We start from the raw sequence: 17,804 nt of genomic DNA on the forward strand, positions 1-17,804 counted from the left end.
CGATGAGCAGCAACGCACCCCGTCACACCGCGCTCGATGCCCTGCATCGCTCGCTGGGCGCGACGATGACCGACTTCGCAGGGTGGGACATGCCCCTGCGCTACGGCTCCGAGCGCGACGAGCACCTCGCCGTCCGCAGCAAGGCCGGTCTCTTCGACCTCTCCCACATGGGCGAGATCACCGTCACCGGCCCCGGGGCCGCCGCGCTCCTGAACTACGCGCTGGTCGGCAACATCGCCTCCGTCGGCGTCGGCCGCGCCCGCTACACCATGATCTGCCGGGCCGACGGCGGCATCCTCGACGACCTGATCGTGTACCGGCTCCAGGAGCAGACGTACCTGGTCGTGGCCAACGCCTCCAACGCCCAGGTCGTCCTGGACGCGCTCACCGAGCGGGCCGGCGGCTTCGACGCGGTCGTGCGCGACGACCGTGACGCGTACGCGCTGATCGCCGTGCAGGGCCCGGAGTCCCCCGGCATCCTCAAGTCGCTGACCGACGCGGACCTGGACGGCCTCAAGTACTACGCGGGTCTGCCGGGCACGGTCGCGGGCGTCCCGGCGCTCATCGCCCGCACCGGCTACACGGGTGAGGACGGCTTCGAGCTGTTCGTCGACCCCGCGGACGCCGAGAAGCTGTGGCAGGCGCTGACCGAGGCGGGCGCCCCGGCCGGGCTCGTCCCCTGCGGTCTGTCCTGCCGGGACACGCTGCGCCTGGAGGCGGGCATGCCGCTGTACGGGCATGAGCTGAGCACCTCGCTCACCCCCTTCGACGCGGGGCTCGGGCGGGTCGTGAAGTTCGAGAAGGAGGGTGACTTCGTGGGGCGCGAGGCGCTCACCGAGGCCGCCGCCCTGGCCGAGAAGAACCCGCCGCGCGTCCTCGTCGGACTGATCGCCGAGGGCCGCCGGGTGCCGCGTGCCGGGTACCCCGTCGTCGTCGGCGGCGAGGTGATCGGCGAGGTCACCTCCGGCGCCCCCTCCCCCACGCTGGGCAGGCCGATCGCGATGGCGTACGTCGACGCCGCGCACGCGGCGCCGGGCACGGCCGGGGTCGGCGTGGACATCCGGGGCAGCCACGAGCCGTACGAGGTCGTGGCGCTGCCGTTCTACCGGCGCCAGAAGTGACACTGGGCACGTCTTCCCCGCCTCACCGGGCACGTCTTCTCTGATCACCGAGCGCGTTCTCCCTGATCAACGACAGTCCCCCGGGCATGCCCACCAGCAGTCCCCCGTTCACCACCACTCCCCCGCGTACAGGAGAATTCACGCCATGAGCAACCCCCAGCAGCTGCGCTACAGCAAGGAGCACGAGTGGCTGTCGGGCGCCGAGGACGGCGTCTCGACGGTCGGCATCACGGAGCACGCGGCCAACGCGCTCGGCGATGTCGTGTACGTCCAGCTCCCGGAGGTCGGTGACACGGTGACCGCGGGCGAGACCTGCGGCGAGCTGGAGTCGACCAAGTCGGTCAGCGACCTGTACTCCCCCGTGACGGGCGAGGTCGTCGAGGCCAACCAGGACGTGGTGGACGACCCGTCGCTGGTGAACTCCGCTCCGTTCGAGGGTGGCTGGCTGTTCAAGGTACGCGTCGCGGAGGAGCCGAAGGACCTGCTCTCCGCGGACGAGTACACCGAGTTCTCCGGCTCTTAAGGATCCGTATCTGATGTCGCTTCTGAACACGCCTCTGCACGAGCTCGACCCGGACGTCGCCGCCGCCGTCGACGCCGAGCTGAACCGTCAGCAGTCCACCCTCGAGATGATCGCCTCGGAGAACTTCGCTCCGGTCGCGGTCATGGAGGCCCAGGGCTCGGTCCTCACCAACAAGTACGCCGAGGGCTACCCGGGCCGCCGCTACTACGGCGGCTGCGAGCACGTCGATGTGGTCGAGCAGATCGCCATCGACCGGGTCAAGGAGCTGTTCGGCGCCGAGCACGCCAACGTCCAGCCGCACTCGGGCGCCCAGGCCAACGCGGCCGCCATGTTCGCGCTGCTCAAGCCCGGCGACACGATCATGGGTCTGAACCTCGCGCACGGCGGGCACCTGACCCACGGCATGAAGATCAACTTCTCCGGCAAGCTGTACAACGTGGTCGCGTACCACGTGGACGAGACCACCGGCCAGGTGGACATGGCCGAGGTCGAGAAGCTGGCCAAGGAGTCCAGGCCGAAGCTGATCGTGGCCGGCTGGTCGGCGTACCCGCGCCAGTTGGACTTCGCCGCGTTCCGCCGGATCGCGGACGAGGTCGGCGCGTACCTGATGGTCGACATGGCGCACTTCGCCGGCCTGGTGGCGGCGGGTCTGCACCCGAACCCCGTGCCGCACGCCCATGTCGTGACCACGACCACGCACAAGACGCTGGGCGGCCCGCGCGGTGGCGTGATCCTGTCGACGGCCGAACTGGCCAAGAAGATCAACTCCGCGGTCTTCCCGGGTCAGCAGGGTGGTCCGCTGGAGCACGTGATCGCCGCCAAGGCCGTCTCCTTCAAGGTCGCCGCCTCCGACGACTTCAAGGAGCGCCAGCAGCGCACGCTGGACGGCGCCCGCATCCTGGCCGAGCGTCTGGTCCGGGACGACGTCAAGGCCGTGGGCGTGGACGTCCTCTCGGGCGGCACGGACGTGCACCTGGTCCTCGTCGACCTGCGCGACTCCGAGCTGGACGGCCAGCAGGCCGAGGACCGCCTCCACGAGGTCGGCATCACGGTCAACCGCAACGCCATCCCGAACGACCCGCGCCCGCCGATGGTGACGTCCGGCCTGCGCATCGGTACGCCGGCCCTCGCCACCCGCGGCTTCCAGGCCGCGGACTTCACCGAGGTCGCGGACATCATCGCCGAGGCGCTGAAGCCGTCCTACGACGCGGACGCCCTCAAGGCCCGGGTGACGGCACTGGCGGACAAGCACCCGCTGTATCCCGGTCTGAAGTAGTTCATCCCTCGGGGCACCGTGCACACTGGGACGTGAGCGCGGTGCCCCGCCCCTTGGGCCGGTCCGGTCGGGCCCCCCTTGTTCCACCCCCGTTTTGAGGAGTCACCGTGGCCATCTCCGTCTTCGACCTGTTCTCGATAGGCATCGGCCCGTCCAGCTCCCACACGGTGGGCCCGATGCGGGCGGCGCGCATGTTCGCCCGCCGGCTGCGCAACGAGGAGCTGCTGGACCCGGTGGCCTCGGTCCGCGCCGAGCTGTACGGCTCGCTGGGCGCGACCGGGCACGGTCACGGCACGCCCAAGGCGGTGCTGCTCGGCCTCGAGGGCGCGTCCCCGCGGACGGTCGACGTGGAGGGCGCGGACGACCGGGTGGCGACGATCAAGGAGTCGGGGCGGATCAGGCTCCTCGGCGAGCACGAGATCGCGTTCGACTTCTCCGAGGACCTGGTCCTGCACCGCCGCAAGACGCTCCCGTACCACGCGAACGGCATGACCCTGTGGGCGTACGACGCCTCGGGCGCCGAACTGCTGTCGAAGACGTACTACTCGGTGGGCGGCGGCTTCGTCGTCGACGAGGACGCGGTGGGCGAGGACCGCATCAAGCTGGACGACACGGTCCTCAAGTACCCCTTCCGGACCGGTGACGAGCTGCTGCGGCTCACCCGGGAGACGGGTCTGTCGATCTCCGCGCTGATGCTGGAGAACGAGCGGGCGTGGCGCACCGAGGAGGAGATCCGCGAGGGGCTCCTCGGCATCTGGCGGGTCATGCAGGCGTGTGTGTCGCGCGGCATGTCGCGCGAGGGCATCCTGCCGGGCGGTCTGAAGGTGCGCCGCCGGGCGGCGGTCTCGGCCCGCCAGCTGCGCGCCGAGGGTGACCCGCTGGCCCGTGCCATGGAGTGGATCACGCTCTACGCGATGGCGGTGAACGAGGAGAACGCGGCCGGCGGCCGGGTCGTGACGGCCCCGACGAACGGCGCCGCGGGCATCATCCCGGCCGTGCTGCACTACTACATCAACTTCGTGCCGGGCGCGGACGAGGACGGGGTCGTACGCTTCCTGCTCGCGGCCGGCGCCATCGGGATGCTCTTCAAGGAGAACGCGTCCATCTCCGGCGCGGAGGTCGGCTGCCAGGGGGAGGTCGGCTCGGCCTGCTCGATGGCGGCCGGCGCACTGGCCGAGGTCCTCGGCGGCACTCCCGAACAGGTCGAGAACGCGGCCGAGATCGGCATGGAGCACAACCTCGGCCTCACCTGCGACCCCGTCGGCGGCCTGGTCCAGATCCCGTGCATCGAGCGCAACGGCATGGCCGCGGCGAAGGCGGTCACCGCCGCCCGCATGGCCATGCGCGGCGACGGCTCCCACAAGGTGTCCCTCGACAAGGTCATCAAGACGATGAAGGAGACCGGCGCGGACATGTCGGTCAAGTACAAGGAGACGGCGCGGGGCGGCCTCGCGGTGAACATCATCGAGTGCTGAACCCGCCTGCGCGCCGCCGTTCACAGGGTCATGGTTTCCGTTCCCGGGCGGGATCACTCGTGCAAAGGTGGGTACAGGCATCAACTCCTGTACCCCCACCCGCACTTCAGGGAGCCCCCATGCTGCGAGGCATCGACGTGAGCGCGTACCAGTCGTCCGCGTACGACACCGACGGCCTCTCCTTCGTCTTCATCAAGGCGACGGAGGGCCGTTCGTACGTCAACCCGAAGCTGACGGCTCAGGTGAAGACGGCTCGCGACGCCGACTGCGTGGTCGGTTTCTACCACTTCCTGTGGCCCGGCAACATCACGGCCCAGGCCGAGTACTTCGTGAGCAAGGCTCCGGAGAAGGCGGGCGACCTGCTCGCCGTCGACTGGGAGACGACGGGCGACGGCACCCACGCGACGAACGCCGAGAAGGACCGGTTCATCCGCGAGCTCAAGGAACTGCGGCCGAATCACCGTGTGGTCCTGTACACGAACCGGAATTTCTGGCTGAACATCGACACCACCTCGTACGCGGGTGACGGGCTCTGGATCGCCGACTACGTCACCGCGGGCAAGCCGCGCATCAAGGCGAAGTGGCGTTTCCACCAGTACACCGATCACCCCGTGGACAAGGACGTCGCGGACTTCGACACCCTCGCCGACCTGCGGGACTGGGCCACCCCATAGGCTGCCCGGTATGGGTGGGACAGTGGCTGCGGTGAGCAGCAACGGGACGTACACGTTCACCAAGCCGAACCGGGAAAGCATCACGCTGCTCGCCGGGCTGGGGGTCGAGGGCGATGTGCACGCCGGTGTGACCGTCAAGCACCGGTTCCGGATGCGAAAGGATCCTTCGCAGCCGAATCTGCGCCAGGTGCACCTGATGCACGAGGAACTCTTCGAGGAGCTGCGCGGCGCCGGATTCACCGTCGCGGCCGGGGAACTCGGCGAGAACGTCACCACCCGGGGCATCGATCTGCTGGGGCTGCCGACCGGTGCCCTGCTGCACATCGGGGACGAGGCCGTCGTCGAGGTCACGGGGCTGCGGAATCCCTGCGCCCAGATCGACACCTTTCAGAAAGGCCTGCTCAAGCAGGTGGTGGGCAGCGACGACGGTGCCGTCGCCTTCAAGTCCGGGATCATGAGCGTCGTGCGGGCGGGCGGGGTGGTGCGGCCCGGGGACTCGATCGAGGTCGAGTTGCCGGACGGGCCGCACCTGCCGCTCCGGACCGTCTGACGTCAGGCAGGCCGCGGCGGCCGGCGCCGGACGGTCCGCGCGTCCCGCGGCGTCACGCGCGGAAGTCCGCCGGACGCTCCGGGGACGCCTCCGCCAGTGCCTTCGTCACCGCGTCGCGGCCCTCCTGGAGGCCGTAGACCGGGGTTCCCGGCTGCTGGCGCCAGGACTCGTCCAGGGTGCCCGCGTCGACCGTGTCGAAGCCGAGTTCGTCGATCAGGTCCCGTACGACCTGCTTCGCGGCCGCGTCGTCGCCCGCGACCGGGAGGGCCAGGCGGTCCGGGGCGCCCGCAGGCCGCGCGCGGTCGAGGATGTCCTGGGCGTAGGTGCCGTTGAACGCCTTGACGACGGTGTGACCGAGCTGCCGGGCGGTCCAGCGGCTCTCCGTCAGGCCCTCGTCCTCGATCGCGTCGATCTTCCCGTCCCGCTGCCGCGGGTAGTAGTTGCCGGTGTCGATCACGGCCACGTCGTCCGCGGCGCCGTCGAGGATCCCGGAGGGCAGGTCCGGTACCGCCTTCAGGGGGATCGTGACCACGACGACCGCCGCGCCGCGCGCCGCCTCCTCGACCGGCACGGGCGTCGCCCCGGTCTCCTCGGCCAGTGCGGTGAGGGTCCCCGGTCCGCGCGAATTGGCCACGGAGACGTCGTGGCCGAGGGCGGTGAGCCGCCGGGTGAGGTTGCCGCCGATGTTGCCCGCGCCGATGATGCCGATCTTCATGACAGGCCCTTCCGGAGTTGACGCTCCTGATGAGAGGCGTCAACTCCCGGGACGTACGGGCTATTCCACGGCGTACGGCATCCGGGTGACGGGTGCCGGGCGACGGGTGCCGGGCGACGGGCGACGGGCGACGGGCGACGGGCGACGGGCGACGCCATCCTGCCTCTTCGCCGGCAGGCATGCCGAAGGGGCGCCCGCCGAACCCGGTGGGCGCCCCTTTCCGTGCGACTCACTTGTTCAGGTGGGTCCAGAACTCGTCGAACGAGAGGACCTTGTCCCCGTTGAGGTCGCGGCTGGCGATGATGGCCGATGCCACCGACTCCGTGACGTTCCAGTCGCCACCCTGGGCCAGGGCGGTCTTGAACTCGGCGGCCGTGATAAAGCCGTCACCATCCGTATCGATCCGCTCGAACTGCTTGCGTGCTTCCTCGACGTCCGCCACCGGATCCGCCCCTTTTCTCGTACCTTGCTGTCCTACTGACGCAGGTCAGATTAACGGCCCGGCCGAGCCCTCAGTGCGGCGACCACCCAGCCGAACTCCTCCCGGTGCGCGGGCAGGGGTCCGCCGCCCTTCACCACGGCGAGCAACTCGCGGTATCGGGCCACCCGGTCGTTGGACGTGGCCTCCAGCCGTTCCAGCACGGCGGCCCGGTCGGCGGCCCCGTCGGCCTCGCCGAGCAGCTCCCGCAGCACCTCCTCCGCCTCCGGCGCCTCGGGGGCGATCCCCCGCTGCCGCGCGTCGGCCGCCAACTGGACGAGGCGCCTGACGAACCACAGGGAAGCGCCGGCCGGGCTGTCGTGACCGCGGTCGGCCGCGTTGAACTCGGCCGCCGCCCGCATCTGCGCCCGGAACTCCGGGTCCTGCAACAGTTCGACCAGCTCCACCCAGGCGTCCACCTGCTCGGGCGTGGGCTCGTCCGGCAGGTCCACGGCGGTGTTCCGCATCCGCTCGCGGATCACCGGATCCGCCGTGTCGAGCCCGCGGAACATCTCGTCCGCGAACTCCTCCAGAATCCGCCTCCGCTCGGCGGCCGACAGTCGCGCCAGCTTGTTCATCAGTGTCATCTCCTCTGCGGTCGAACCGCGTCGCGCCACGGTCGACAGCACCGCCCGGGTCACCTTCAGCGCACGGATCTGCGCGTCCAGCGCCGTCACATGCGTGGCCGCCACCTCCGCGACCGTCGTCTCGCCGGCCAGCACCTCGCGCACGTCGTCGAGGCCGAGGCCCAACTCCCGCAGGGTGCGGATGAGTTCGAGCCGGGCCACGGACCCGGCGTCGTACAGCCGGTAGCCGCCCGAGGAGCGCGTGACCGGTGGCAGGGCGCCCTCGTCCGACCAGTAGCGGATGGTGCGCACCGACAGGCCGGTGCGCCGCGCGAGCTGTCCGATGGTGAACAGTCCGGTGCCGTCATCGATCATGTCTGCGAGTCTGGGCCTTCCAGCGGGTGGAGACTCAAGCGGGGAGAAGGGGCGGAATGACGGACGCTCTGCGGGACATTCTGGACGCGGCGGCCCGAGGGGTCTTCCCGCCCGCCGACGGCGGCATCACCGTCGTACCCCAGCACTCCCACCGTGACGCCGGTGTCCTCGCCTTCACCGCGCACTCCGTCGTCTTCACCGACGAGGACCCCGCCTGGGTGTACGACACCCTGCGCGCACTCGACTGCGACGCGCTCGCGGCGACGATGAACCCGCGGTTCCTGGCCGCGTTCATGGAGCGCACGGGCCGTACGACCGACACCATCGACCTGATGACGGTTGCCCCGCCGCTGCCGGACGGCCCTCCGCTCGCGCTGAGGGAGATCGACGATCCCGGCCATCCCCGGGCCGTCCGGGCGCGCACGCGGCGGGACGGCATACGGGTGTGGGCCGCCGACGGGGGCGTGCTCGTCCTGGGGCGTGGGATCGGGGGGCGGTTGGAGGCCGCGGTCGAGGTGGACGAGGACGTACGGCATCGGGGGCTGGGGCGGACGCTCGCCACGGCGGCGCGGCACCTGGGCGGCGGCGAACCGGTGTGGGCGCAGGTGGCCGCGGGGAACGCCCGCAGTGCGCGGGCGTTCCAGGCGGCGGGCTATCGACCGGTGGGCGCGGAGGCCCTGCTCAGCGCGTCGCCCCAGTCGCCCCAGTCGCCTCAGTCGCCCCAGTCGCCTCGGTCGCCTCAGCGGAAGATGCCCGTGTGGCCCAGTGAGTAGCGGCCGGGCTGTGGGTAGACCGCGAGCCCGTGCGGGCCGCTGCCGACCTTGATGCGGGCGAGCTGGACACCGGTGCGGGTGTCGATGGCGTACACCTCGGAGTTGTAGCGGCCGGACAGCCACAGCACCTTGCCGTCCGCCGAGACGCCGCCCATGTCGGGGCTGCCGCCGCCCGGCAGGTTCCACTTCTTGGTCAGCCTGTCCTCGGCGAAGTCGAAGACGGAGATGGTGCCCTCGCCGCGGTTGGAGATGTACATCTCGCGCGAGTCGCGGCTGACGTACAGGCCGTGGCAGCCCTTGCCGGTGTGCAGGAACCTCGGCTCGCCGAACGTGTCGCCGTCCAGGACCCACACGCCGTCGGCCATCATGTCGGCGACATAGAACTTCTTGCCGTCGGGCGAGATCTTGACGTCCTGCGGCATGGCGCCGTCGAACGGGAGCTTCTGCTGCCCGATCACCTTCATCCGCTCCGTGTCGACCTTCAGCAGCTCGCCGCTGAACTCGCACGACACGATGAAGTAGCGGCCGTCGAGCGAGAAGTCGGCGTGGTTGACGCCGTAGCAGCTGACCGGCACGGTCTTCATCCGCTTCATGGTGTGCGCGTCCCGGAAGACCAGCTCACGGTCGAGGGAGGCCATCACGATCGCGTACGTGCCGTTGGGCGTGAAGTACAGGTTGTACGGGTCGTGCACGTCGACGGCCTTGCCCACCTCGCCGGTCTTCGGGTCGATGGGGGTGAGGGAGTTGCCCCTGTCGTTGTTGACCCACAGCGTCTTCATGTCCCAGGACGGGACGACGTGCTGGGGCTGGGCGCCGACCGGGATCGTCTCGATGACCTCGTAGGTGCTCGGGTCGATGACGGTGACGGTGTTGGAGTTGGTGTTGGGGACGTAGACCCGCGACGGGAAGTCCTTGACCACGGGGGAGAGCCTGCCGGGGCGGTCGGCGGCGTAGACGTCCTTCGGGTCGAGTACGGGCGGCATGCCGGGCAGGCCGTCGACCACCGGCTTCTTCTCGGCGGGGGGTACGGCGGCCTTGGTGGCGAGGGCCTCGTCCGCCCGGTCCCTGGAGTCGCCGTCGCAGCCCGCCAGCAGGGCGAGGGACACGAGGGCGGCGCCGGCGGCCAGGGTGCGCCTGAGGTGCTTCTCGATGGGGTGGTGCATCAGCTCAGCAGCTCCGTGGTGGTCACCGCGCGCAGTCCGCGGCGGTCGAGTTCGTGCAGGAGGGCGGGGAGCGCGGCGACCGTGTCGGCGTACCCGAAGTGCAGGCTCACCACGGATCCGGGCCGGACCCCGCCGAGGACCTGGCGGGTGACGGCGGGGGCGCCCGGCGAGGTGAAGTCGAGGGAGTCGACGTCGTACGACAGGACGTGCGGGTAGCCGACGCGGCGGGCCACCCGTTCGACGAGCGGCGAGGCACGGGAGGTGCGGGAGGGGCGGAACCAGGTGCCGATGGAGCCGGTCAGCCGCCGCAGCCGGTCCGCGCAGCCGAGGATCTCCGCGTACGCGTCCGGCTCGGACATCGCGTTGATGTCGATGTGGCGCAGGGTGTGGTTGCCGAGGTCGTGGCCGCCGTCGAGGATGCGGCGGGCCATGCCCGGGTGCTCGTCGAGCCAGGTGCCGACGGCGAGCACGGTGACCCGGGCGCCCGCGCTCTCCGCCTCGCCGAGGAGCTTCTCGGCGACGGCGGGGTCGCCCTGGCCGTGGAAGCTGAGCGCGACCCGGGGGCGGGTGCGCGGGCCGTGGGTGATCTGGGCGGGCTGCCCCGGGAAGGCCCGGGGGGCGGGGGCGGAGACGGGGCTGCTGGGTGCGTGCGGGATGCCGGGTGCGCGGGAGCTTCCCGCGTGGGACGTTCCGGTCGCCCGGGAGGCGGACGCCGGGTGTGCGCCGGCGCCGGTGGCGGAGCCCCCGGTGGCGAGCGCGCCGGCCGCGGCGAGCCCCGCGCCCGCGCGCAGCGCCGAGCGCCGGTTCGGCGCCGCGCGCACGACGACTGTCGCACTGTCCGGCTCACTGTCCGGCTGAGGGAGGGGGGCGGGCGTGGTCACCCGCACCATTTAAGGGCGAATGATGCTGAAAACCGATGATTGGACCGTTTGACGGGGATGCGGGTCGCTCGGCCGCGGCGCCCTCCGGGGACACAGAAGCCCCGACCGCTGGGCGGCCGGGGCTCTTGCGGGCGTCGCGGAACGAGTTGGGGTGTGAACCACGGCGCCTGCGACGACCGTGGCCCGGGTCAATGGGTGGATGTCGCGTGTTCGACTATCGCAGACCAGTCGGTTGATCCAAAAGCGATTCCCCCACGGATTCGCACACGGAACCGAATCTGTGGGGCAACTGCGGGCGGGCGTCAGCGGTCGGCGACGCGCATCTCGAACCAGGTCGTCTTGCCGCGCGGCAGCAGATCGACGCCCCAGCGGTCGGCGAGCGTGTCGACGAGGAAGAGACCACGGCCGCTCAGATCCATCTCCTGAACGGGCATCAGACAGGGCAGGCCGCGGGAGGGGTCGCGGACCTCGATACGGATCCACCCGCGGCGGCGGCGCATCCGGAGTCCGAAGACGCGTGCGCCGGTGTGCCGTACTGCGTTGCCGACGAGTTCCGAGACGAGCAGCACCGCGTCCTCGGTCATCTTCGGCGAGAGCCCCCAGTGGCGCAGCACGACGACTTGCGCGAGCCGTCGTGCCGTGGCCGCGGACTCCGGGCGGGACGGCAGCGGCACCTCCGCCTCCGCCGGGTTGCCGAACAGCTCCAGTGCCTTGAGCGCCCGTTCATCCTCGACCGCGGGCGACCAGCGTGCCGCGGTCGCACTCGCGTGCTGCCGCGGCGGTTCGATACCCTCCAGCCCCGCCATGCCTCCATGATGGCCGCCCGGAGGGGCCTTGGGGGGCGTTCCGAAGGAATACACCCCCCGGAATCCCCCATTCCGCACCATTCGGAAGGCATATGCCAGAAGCAATTCAGGGGCGTCCGCGGCCCAACTGACCTGCGAAAACGACCCCCTTCAGGGCAATCGCCCGAGCCCCCCGACAAGGCGGACTTAAGGTTGCGTTAAGGCTCCCATAAACCGCCCCTTCGGGGGACCCGGGTGAGACATCGCGTCAACTGCAAGGGGATCAGCGGAATTTGGTGAACAATTTTCACCTCTGATCCGGGCCCCGGTCCGCGCCCTGATCCAAGCTCCGGTCCGAGCCCCGGTCCGAGCCCCTCAGAGGAACTTCGCCTTGCCCGGCCCTTCCTCCACGAAGCTGCGCATCCCGCGCTCACGGTCCTCCGTGGCGAACAGGCCCGCGAACCAGTTCCGTTCGACCGCGAGTCCGGTGTCGATGTCCGTCTCCAGGCCGACGTCGATCGACTCCTTCGCCGCCCGCAGCGCGAGGGCCGGGCCCTGCGCCAGCTTCGCGGCCCAGGCGTGCGCCTGCTCGTACACCTCCCCGACCGGAACCACCCGGTCGACCAGGCCGAGCGCCAGCGCCTCGTCCGCCTTGACCATCCGGCCCGTGAAGATCAGGTCCTTGGCGCGCGAGGGACCGATCAGCCGGGACAGGCGCTGGGTGCCGCCCGCGCCCGGAATCAGGCCGAGCAGGATCTCCGGCTGGCCGAGCTTCGCGTTCTCGGCGGCGATGCGGTAGTCCGCGCAGAGCGCCAGTTCGCAGCCCCCGCCCAGCGCGTACCCGGTGACGGCGGCGACGACCGGCTTGGGGATGCGGGTGACGGCGGTGAAGGAGTCCTGCAAGGCCCGGGAGCGTACGACCATCGCCGTATGGTCCATGGCCTGCATCTCCTTGATGTCCGCGCCCGCCGCGAACACCTTCTCCCCGCCGTACAGCACCACCGCGCGCACGTCCTCGCGGCGCGTGGCCTCTTCGGCGAGTTCCTTGAGCCGGTCCTGGGTGGCGACGTCCAGCGCGTTCATCGGCGGACGGTCGAGGCGGATGGTGCCGACGCCCTCGGCGACTTCGAGATGCACAGTCATGAAGGAAGGTTAACGGCGACTAACGACAACGGGCCCGGTGTGCTGAGTCACAGCACACCGGGCCCGTACCGCACGAGCGCTTACGCGATCCACTTCTCCCAGGACATGTTCCAGCCGTTGAGCCCGTTGTCGGGCGCGACCGTCCGGTCGTGGGAGTTCTTCACGATCACCACGTCGCCGATCATCGAGTGGTCGAAGAACCAGCCGGCCGGCACACTGCGGTCGCCGCCGCCGCGCACGTCGCGCAGCCCTATGCAGCCGTGGCTGGCGTTGTAGTTGCCGAAGGCGCCGCCACCCCAGTAGTTGCCGTGGATGAAGGTGCCGGAGTTGGTCAGGCGCTGGGCGTCGGGCACGTCCTTGATGTCGTACTCGCCGCCGTAGCCGACCGTCTCACCGTTCATCCGGGTCACCCGCAGGCGCTCGCTGATGACCATCTGGCCGTTCCAGGTGTCGTAGCCCGGCTTGCCGGTGGTGATGGGGATCGTCTTGTAGACCTTGCCGTCGCGCTTGACGACCATCTTGTGGGTCTTGGCGTCGACCGTGGAGACCTGGTCGCGGCCGATCGTGAAGGTGACGGTCTTGGCCTGCTTGCCGTAGACGCCGGGCCGGCCCTCGACGCCGTCGAGGTTGAGGTTCACGGTGACCTTGGTGCCGGACTTCCAGTACTCCTGGGGACGGAAGTCGAGGCGGTCGTTGCCGAACCAGTGGCCCTTGACGTCGACGGCCGGCTCGGTCTTGATGGTGATCGCCTTCTCGACGTCCTCCGGGTGCGTGATACCCCGGGTGAAGTGGACGGAGAACGGCATGCCCACACCGACCTTGGCGCCGTTGTCGGGCGTGTAGATGCCGACGAAGGTGTTCTTCGGGGTCAGCGTGGTGAACGCGGACTCCTCGGCGGACTCGTGTCCGTCGGCGTCCTTCGCCACCGCGTGGACCTTGTACTTGGTGGCCGAGGCGAGGTGGGTCGAGGGCGTCCAGCCGGCGCCCCCGCCGGTTATCTTGCCGTCGACCGGATTGCCCTTGGTGTCCTCGACCTTGACCTCGGTCAGCTTGCCCTTGGCCGCGGTCACCTTGAGGGCGCCGCTGGTCGCCACGTCGTCGGCGCCGTCCTTCGGGGCGATCGTCACGACGGCCTGCGAGGACTTGGTGTCCGCCTGCCCGGAGTCCTTGCCCTTGCCGTCGCCTGACCCGGAGTCCGAGCCTCCGCCCCCGCCGCACGCAGTCACCGCGAGCAGCAGAACGCCCAGCAGCAGTGCCAGGATTCCCTTGCTCCGGTGGCTGTGCGCGTCAACCGACGCCCCCGATATCGGTCGCCCGTTCACGATCCTTCTCCCCTCGCACGGCCTGATGAGGCCCGCACTCCAGCGCGACCCGTGCGCGCACTGCGCAAATTAATCACACGGCCCGGCCCGATGACTCCCCGCGATTGTCACTGTTCAGTCCCAACTTCAACTGAACCAGCGCCCGCTGGAGTCCGCTGGAGTTCGTCTGCGCGCGTACCCCTTTGTCGGGCTACTTCACCGCGGCGCCCGCTTTCCACTCCTTCCAGCCCATGTTCCACCCTCCGAGGCCGTTGTCGGGAGCGACCTTTTTGTCATTGCTGCGGACGACCTCCACGACGTCACCGATCAGGGTGCGGTCGAAGAACCAGCCCGCCGGGGTGTCCGAGCTGCCGCCCTTCACATCGCGCAGGCCCACACAGCCGTGGCTGACATTGGTGTTGCCGAAGGCGTCCGGCGCCCAGTAGTTGCCGTGCAGGAAGGTTCCGGAGGCGGTGAGGCGGATGGCGTGCGGGACGTCCGGGATGTCGTACTCCCCGCCGAAGCCGACCGTGCGGCTGTTCATACGGGTCACTTCCAGCATCTCCATGACCACCATCTTCCCGTTGTACGTCGTCGTCTTCGGGGCGCCCGCGGTGATCGGAACGGTGGCGAGCAGCTCGCCCTCGCGGCGGACCTCCATGGTGTGCTCGACCGCGTCGACGAGCGAGACCTGGTCGCGGCCCACGGAGAAGGAGACGGTCTTGTACTGGAGTCCGTAGACGCCGGGCGCGCCCTCCACGTCCCGCAGGTTCAGCCCGACGGTGACCTTGGTGCCGGGCTTCCAGTACTCCTGGGGCCGGAAGTCGAGGCGGTCCTTGCCGAACCAGTGCGGGCGGATCTCCACGGCCGGCTTGGCACTCACACGGATCGCGCGTTCGACGGCGGCCCGGTTCACGATCTCCCGGTTGAACTCCAGGGAGACGATCATTCCGGTGCCGACGGTCGACCGGTTCTCGGGAGTGACGTACCCGATGAACCGCTCGTCGGGGACGAAGGTGGTGAAGGTCGTGTGGCGCGCGGAGCGGTGTCCGCGCTCGTCGAGGGCGACCGCGTCGACCCGGTACTTGGCGGCGAGCGCCAGCCGCTTGTCGTCGGGCTGCCAGCTCTGGCCGTCGCCGGAGATGTGGCCGGGCACCGGGGAGTCCTGTGCGTCCTGGGACTTGACGACCTTCACCGATTCGAGCCGGCCGCCGGGCACCCGCACCTTCAGCGGCTGGTCGGCGTGTACGGCCTTGCTGTCGTCGTCCGGCCAGACGTGGATCACATCCTCGGCCGCAGGGGGTTTGCCGAACACCTCGTCGACTCCGTGGGAGATTCCGGGGGAAGTGCAGGCGGAGGCGCCGGCCAACAGGCCCGCCCAGGTCAGTACGGCGGCCAGGGCGGCCCCTGCGCGCCGCGCGCGCCGTGTCTGTACATGCATCACGACGGGCCCAACGACCGTGCCCCTCCTGGGGAAACGTGAGTGCGAGGCAAGCTCTGGGCAGAACAGTGGGGAGGACGACGCGACAGGGAGCCGCGGCCGGGACGCCGTGCGCCCTTTTCCACGCCGTCCCACGGAGCCGCGGGAGGCCGACCGGTGTCGAGCGCAGCCGAGCAGGAGGCAGTACAGGAGGAGCGCGCGGGTGAAGAACATGCCGCGCGCCCGGCCGCCGTGCTGAACGGCAGGCGGCCCGCGGCGCCCGCCCCACCCGTGTGGCCGGGCGCCCCCACCCCGCTCGGAGCGCGCTTCAGGACCGGGCCCGACGGGGTGACGGGCACCAACTTCGCCCTGTGGGCGGGCGGCGCGGAGGCGGTCGAGCTGTGCCTGTTCGACGAGACGGGCGCGGAGATCCGCGTCCCGCTCACCGAACTCACGCACGAGATCTGGCACGGCTTCGTCCCCGGTGTACTGCCCGGGCGCCGCTACGGCTATCGGGTGCACGGCCGCTGGGACCCGTGGACGGGCGCCCGCTGGAACCCGGCGAAGCTGCTCCTCGACCCGTACGCGCGCGCGGTCGACGGCGACTTCAGCCTGCCGCCGGAGGTGTACGGGCACGTCCGGGACTGGCCGCAGCAGCAGGTCGCGGACACCGTGCGCGACGACCGGGACTCGGCGCCGTACGTCCCCAAGGGCGTCGTCGTCCACGATGACGACGACTGGGCGGACGACCACCGTCCGAAGACGCCGTGGGCGGACTCGGTGATCTACGAGCTGCACGTACGGGGATTCACGAAGACGCATCCCGGGATCCCGGAGGAACTGCGCGGCACCTACGCGGGACTGGCGCACCCGGCGGCGATCGAACACCTCGTCGGACTCGGCGTGACGGCCGTCGAGCTGCTTCCGGTGCACCAGTTCGCCCACGAGGACCACCTGCTGCGCAAGGGCCTGCGCAACTACTGGGGCTACAACTCGATCGGCTACTTCGCCCCGCACGCCGGCTACGCGGCCGCCGGGACGAACGGACAGCAGGTCGGTGAGTTCAAGCGGATGGTGCGCGCCCTGCACGCGGCCGGGATCGAGGTCATCCTCGACGTGGTCTACAACCACACCGCGGAGGCGGGCGAACTGGGCCCGACGCTCTCGCTGAAGGGGATCGACAACCGGGGCTACTACCGCCTCCAGCCCGACGCCCGCCGGTACGCGGACTACACGGGCTGCGGAAACACGCTGCACGTGGTGCAGCCGCACGTCCTGCGCCTGATCACGGACTCGCTGCGGTACTGGGTGACGGAGATGGGCGTGGACGGCTTCCGGTTCGACCTGGCCGCGGCCCTGGCCCGATCGATGCACGACGTCGACATGCTCTCCCCGTTCCTCGCGGTCATCGCACAGGACCCGGTGCTGCGCCGGGTGAAGCTGATCGCGGAACCGTGGGACGTCGGCTCCGGCGGCTACCAGGTGGGCGCGTTCCCTCCCCTGTGGACGGAGTGGAACGACCGCTACCGGGGCGCCGTACGGGACTTCTGGCGAGGCGCGCTGCCGGACGTGCGGGACCTGGGCTACCGGCTGTCGGGGTCGAGCGACCTGTACGCGTGGGGCGGCCGTCGGCCCTACGCGTCCGTCAACTTCGTGACGGCCCACGACGGTTTCACGCTCCGGGACCTCGTGTCGTACGAGCGCAAGCACAACGAGGCGAACGGCGAGGGCAACCGGGACGGCAGCGACGACAACCGGGCGTGGAACTGCGGGGCGGAGGGCGAGACGGACGACGAGCGCGTACGGTCCCTGCGCCGCCGTCAGCTGCGGAACCTCCTGACCACCCTGCTCCTGTCGACGGGCGTGCCGATGCTGGTCGCGGGCGACGAGCTGGGGCGCACGCAGCGCGGGAACAACAACGCCTACTGCCAGGACAACGAGATCAGCTGGGTGGACTGGGAACTGCTGGAGGAGCCCGGCTGGCGGGCGCTGCGCGACCTCACCGCCCGGCTGATCGCACTGCGGCACGCCCATCCCGTGCTGCGGCGGCGCGCGTTCTTCTCCGGGCGGGCGCATTCGGCGGACGGCCTGCGGGACCTGGCGTGGTTCACGCCGCGCGGGGCGGAGATGACGGAACGGGACTGGTACGCACCGGCGGCGACGCTCGGCATGTATCTGTCCGGGCGGGACATACCGGGGCGCGACGCTCGGGGCGTGCCGGTGGTGGACGACAGCTTCCTCGCGGTGCTGCACGCCGGACACCGGCCGGTGAGCTTCGTACTGCCCGGGCCGCCGTGGGCCGAGCGGTACGAGGTCGTCGTCGACACCTCCCGCGAGGACCAGGCCGCGGCACCGGGGACGGCGCACCGGGCGGGGGCGACGGTCACGGTCGCGGCCCGGGCGGTGCTGTTGCTGCGGGTGGGGTGAGCGCGGCCGCCGGCGCCGACGGGTGAACGGCGTCGGCCGATCGGTCGATGGTGCGGTACGCCCCTTGTGGGCAGCCGGGGTTCGATCCCTCGAACGTGCAGGTCCCAGGACCGGCGGCCGCCTCTGGTCCGGCCAAAACTCGGTGGGCGCTGTCAGTG

General features: G+C 70.5%; 17 protein-coding genes. 8 read left to right on the plus strand and 9 right to left on the minus strand.

Going from position 1 to position 17,804, the window contains the following annotated elements; translation table 11 throughout:
• The first annotated feature begins 2 nt into the window (after positions 1-2).
• From gcvT to SAVERM_RS14460, 6 genes are all read left to right on the plus strand, one after another.
• Positions 3-1,121 (plus strand): glycine cleavage system aminomethyltransferase GcvT, encoded by a 1,119-nt coding sequence (gcvT, locus tag SAVERM_RS14435; RefSeq protein WP_010984205.1) that lies wholly within the window; start codon positions 3-5, stop codon positions 1,119-1,121.
• A 145-nt stretch (positions 1,122-1,266) separates the two neighbouring features.
• Positions 1,267-1,644, plus strand: a complete 378-nt coding sequence (gcvH, locus tag SAVERM_RS14440; RefSeq protein ID WP_010984206.1) for a glycine cleavage system protein GcvH — start codon at positions 1,267-1,269, stop codon at positions 1,642-1,644.
• Between the two features lie 13 nt (positions 1,645-1,657).
• On the plus strand, positions 1,658-2,920 hold the full coding sequence (glyA, locus tag SAVERM_RS14445) for a serine hydroxymethyltransferase (RefSeq protein ID WP_010984207.1): 1,263 nt from the start codon (positions 1,658-1,660) through the stop codon (positions 2,918-2,920).
• 107 nt (positions 2,921-3,027) lie between these two features.
• On the plus strand, positions 3,028-4,395 hold the full coding sequence (locus SAVERM_RS14450) for an L-serine ammonia-lyase (RefSeq protein WP_010984208.1): 1,368 nt from the start codon (positions 3,028-3,030) through the stop codon (positions 4,393-4,395).
• 119 nt (positions 4,396-4,514) lie between these two features.
• Positions 4,515-5,069 carry a glycoside hydrolase family 25 protein gene (locus tag SAVERM_RS14455; protein WP_010984209.1) on the plus strand — a complete coding sequence of 185 codons (555 nt, stop codon included), beginning with the start codon at positions 4,515-4,517 and terminating at the stop codon, positions 5,067-5,069.
• Between the two features lie 10 nt (positions 5,070-5,079).
• Positions 5,080-5,619: an MOSC domain-containing protein gene (locus SAVERM_RS14460; protein WP_078234453.1), complete on the plus strand. Its 540-nt coding sequence runs from the start codon at positions 5,080-5,082 to the stop codon at positions 5,617-5,619.
• Between the two features lie 52 nt (positions 5,620-5,671).
• Here the strand turns inward: SAVERM_RS14460 and SAVERM_RS14465 are convergent, their stop codons facing one another.
• From SAVERM_RS14465 to SAVERM_RS14475, 3 genes are all read right to left on the minus strand, one after another.
• Complete coding sequence (locus SAVERM_RS14465; RefSeq protein WP_010984211.1) at positions 5,672-6,334, minus strand: NADPH-dependent F420 reductase; 663 nt, start codon at positions 6,332-6,334, stop codon at positions 5,672-5,674.
• A gap of 229 nt (positions 6,335-6,563) precedes the next feature.
• Complete coding sequence (locus tag SAVERM_RS14470) at positions 6,564-6,776, minus strand: EF-hand domain-containing protein (RefSeq protein WP_010984212.1); 213 nt, start codon at positions 6,774-6,776, stop codon at positions 6,564-6,566.
• A 50-nt stretch (positions 6,777-6,826) separates the two neighbouring features.
• The gene (locus SAVERM_RS14475) at positions 6,827-7,753 is read right to left on the minus strand and encodes a helix-turn-helix domain-containing protein (protein WP_010984213.1); all 927 of its coding nucleotides are present in this window, start codon (positions 7,751-7,753) and stop codon (positions 6,827-6,829) included.
• Between the two features lie 56 nt (positions 7,754-7,809).
• On the opposite strand from SAVERM_RS14475, the gene SAVERM_RS14480 reads away from it, so the two are divergent.
• The gene (locus SAVERM_RS14480) at positions 7,810-8,526 is read left to right on the plus strand and encodes a GNAT family N-acetyltransferase (RefSeq protein ID WP_010984214.1); all 717 of its coding nucleotides are present in this window, start codon (positions 7,810-7,812) and stop codon (positions 8,524-8,526) included.
• On the opposite strand, the gene SAVERM_RS14485 is transcribed toward SAVERM_RS14480, so the two are convergent.
• From SAVERM_RS14485 to SAVERM_RS14510, 6 genes are all read right to left on the minus strand, one after another.
• Positions 8,493-9,689, minus strand: coding sequence for a YncE family protein (locus tag SAVERM_RS14485; RefSeq protein ID WP_010984215.1), 1,197 nt, complete (start codon positions 9,687-9,689; stop codon positions 8,493-8,495). The two genes, SAVERM_RS14480 and SAVERM_RS14485, sit on opposite strands and share 34 nt — an antisense overlap.
• Positions 9,689-10,579, minus strand: coding sequence for a polysaccharide deacetylase family protein (locus SAVERM_RS14490; RefSeq protein ID WP_010984216.1), 891 nt, complete (start codon positions 10,577-10,579; stop codon positions 9,689-9,691). The genes SAVERM_RS14485 and SAVERM_RS14490 overlap by 1 nt, the downstream gene beginning before the upstream one ends.
• Positions 10,580-10,872: 293 nt before the next feature.
• Complete coding sequence (locus tag SAVERM_RS14495) at positions 10,873-11,481, minus strand: ATP-binding protein (RefSeq protein WP_010984217.1); 609 nt, start codon at positions 11,479-11,481, stop codon at positions 10,873-10,875.
• Between the two features lie 249 nt (positions 11,482-11,730).
• Positions 11,731-12,498, minus strand: a complete 768-nt coding sequence (locus SAVERM_RS14500) for an enoyl-CoA hydratase/isomerase family protein (RefSeq protein WP_010984218.1) — start codon at positions 12,496-12,498, stop codon at positions 11,731-11,733.
• 80 nt (positions 12,499-12,578) lie between these two features.
• Positions 12,579-13,820: a L,D-transpeptidase gene (locus tag SAVERM_RS14505; protein WP_010984219.1), complete on the minus strand. Its 1,242-nt coding sequence runs from the start codon at positions 13,818-13,820 to the stop codon at positions 12,579-12,581.
• Between the two features lie 190 nt (positions 13,821-14,010).
• Positions 14,011-15,240, minus strand: a complete 1,230-nt coding sequence (locus SAVERM_RS14510) for a L,D-transpeptidase (protein ID WP_010984220.1) — start codon at positions 15,238-15,240, stop codon at positions 14,011-14,013.
• 156 nt (positions 15,241-15,396) lie between these two features.
• On the opposite strand from SAVERM_RS14510, the gene glgX reads away from it, so the two are divergent.
• Positions 15,397-17,646, plus strand: a complete 2,250-nt coding sequence (gene glgX, locus SAVERM_RS14515) for a glycogen debranching protein GlgX (protein WP_010984221.1) — start codon at positions 15,397-15,399, stop codon at positions 17,644-17,646.
• The last annotated feature ends 158 nt before the right edge of the window (positions 17,647-17,804 follow it).

The organism is Streptomyces avermitilis MA-4680 = NBRC 14893 (assembly GCF_000009765.2).
Taxonomy (GTDB): domain Bacteria; phylum Actinomycetota; class Actinomycetes; order Streptomycetales; family Streptomycetaceae; genus Streptomyces; species Streptomyces avermitilis.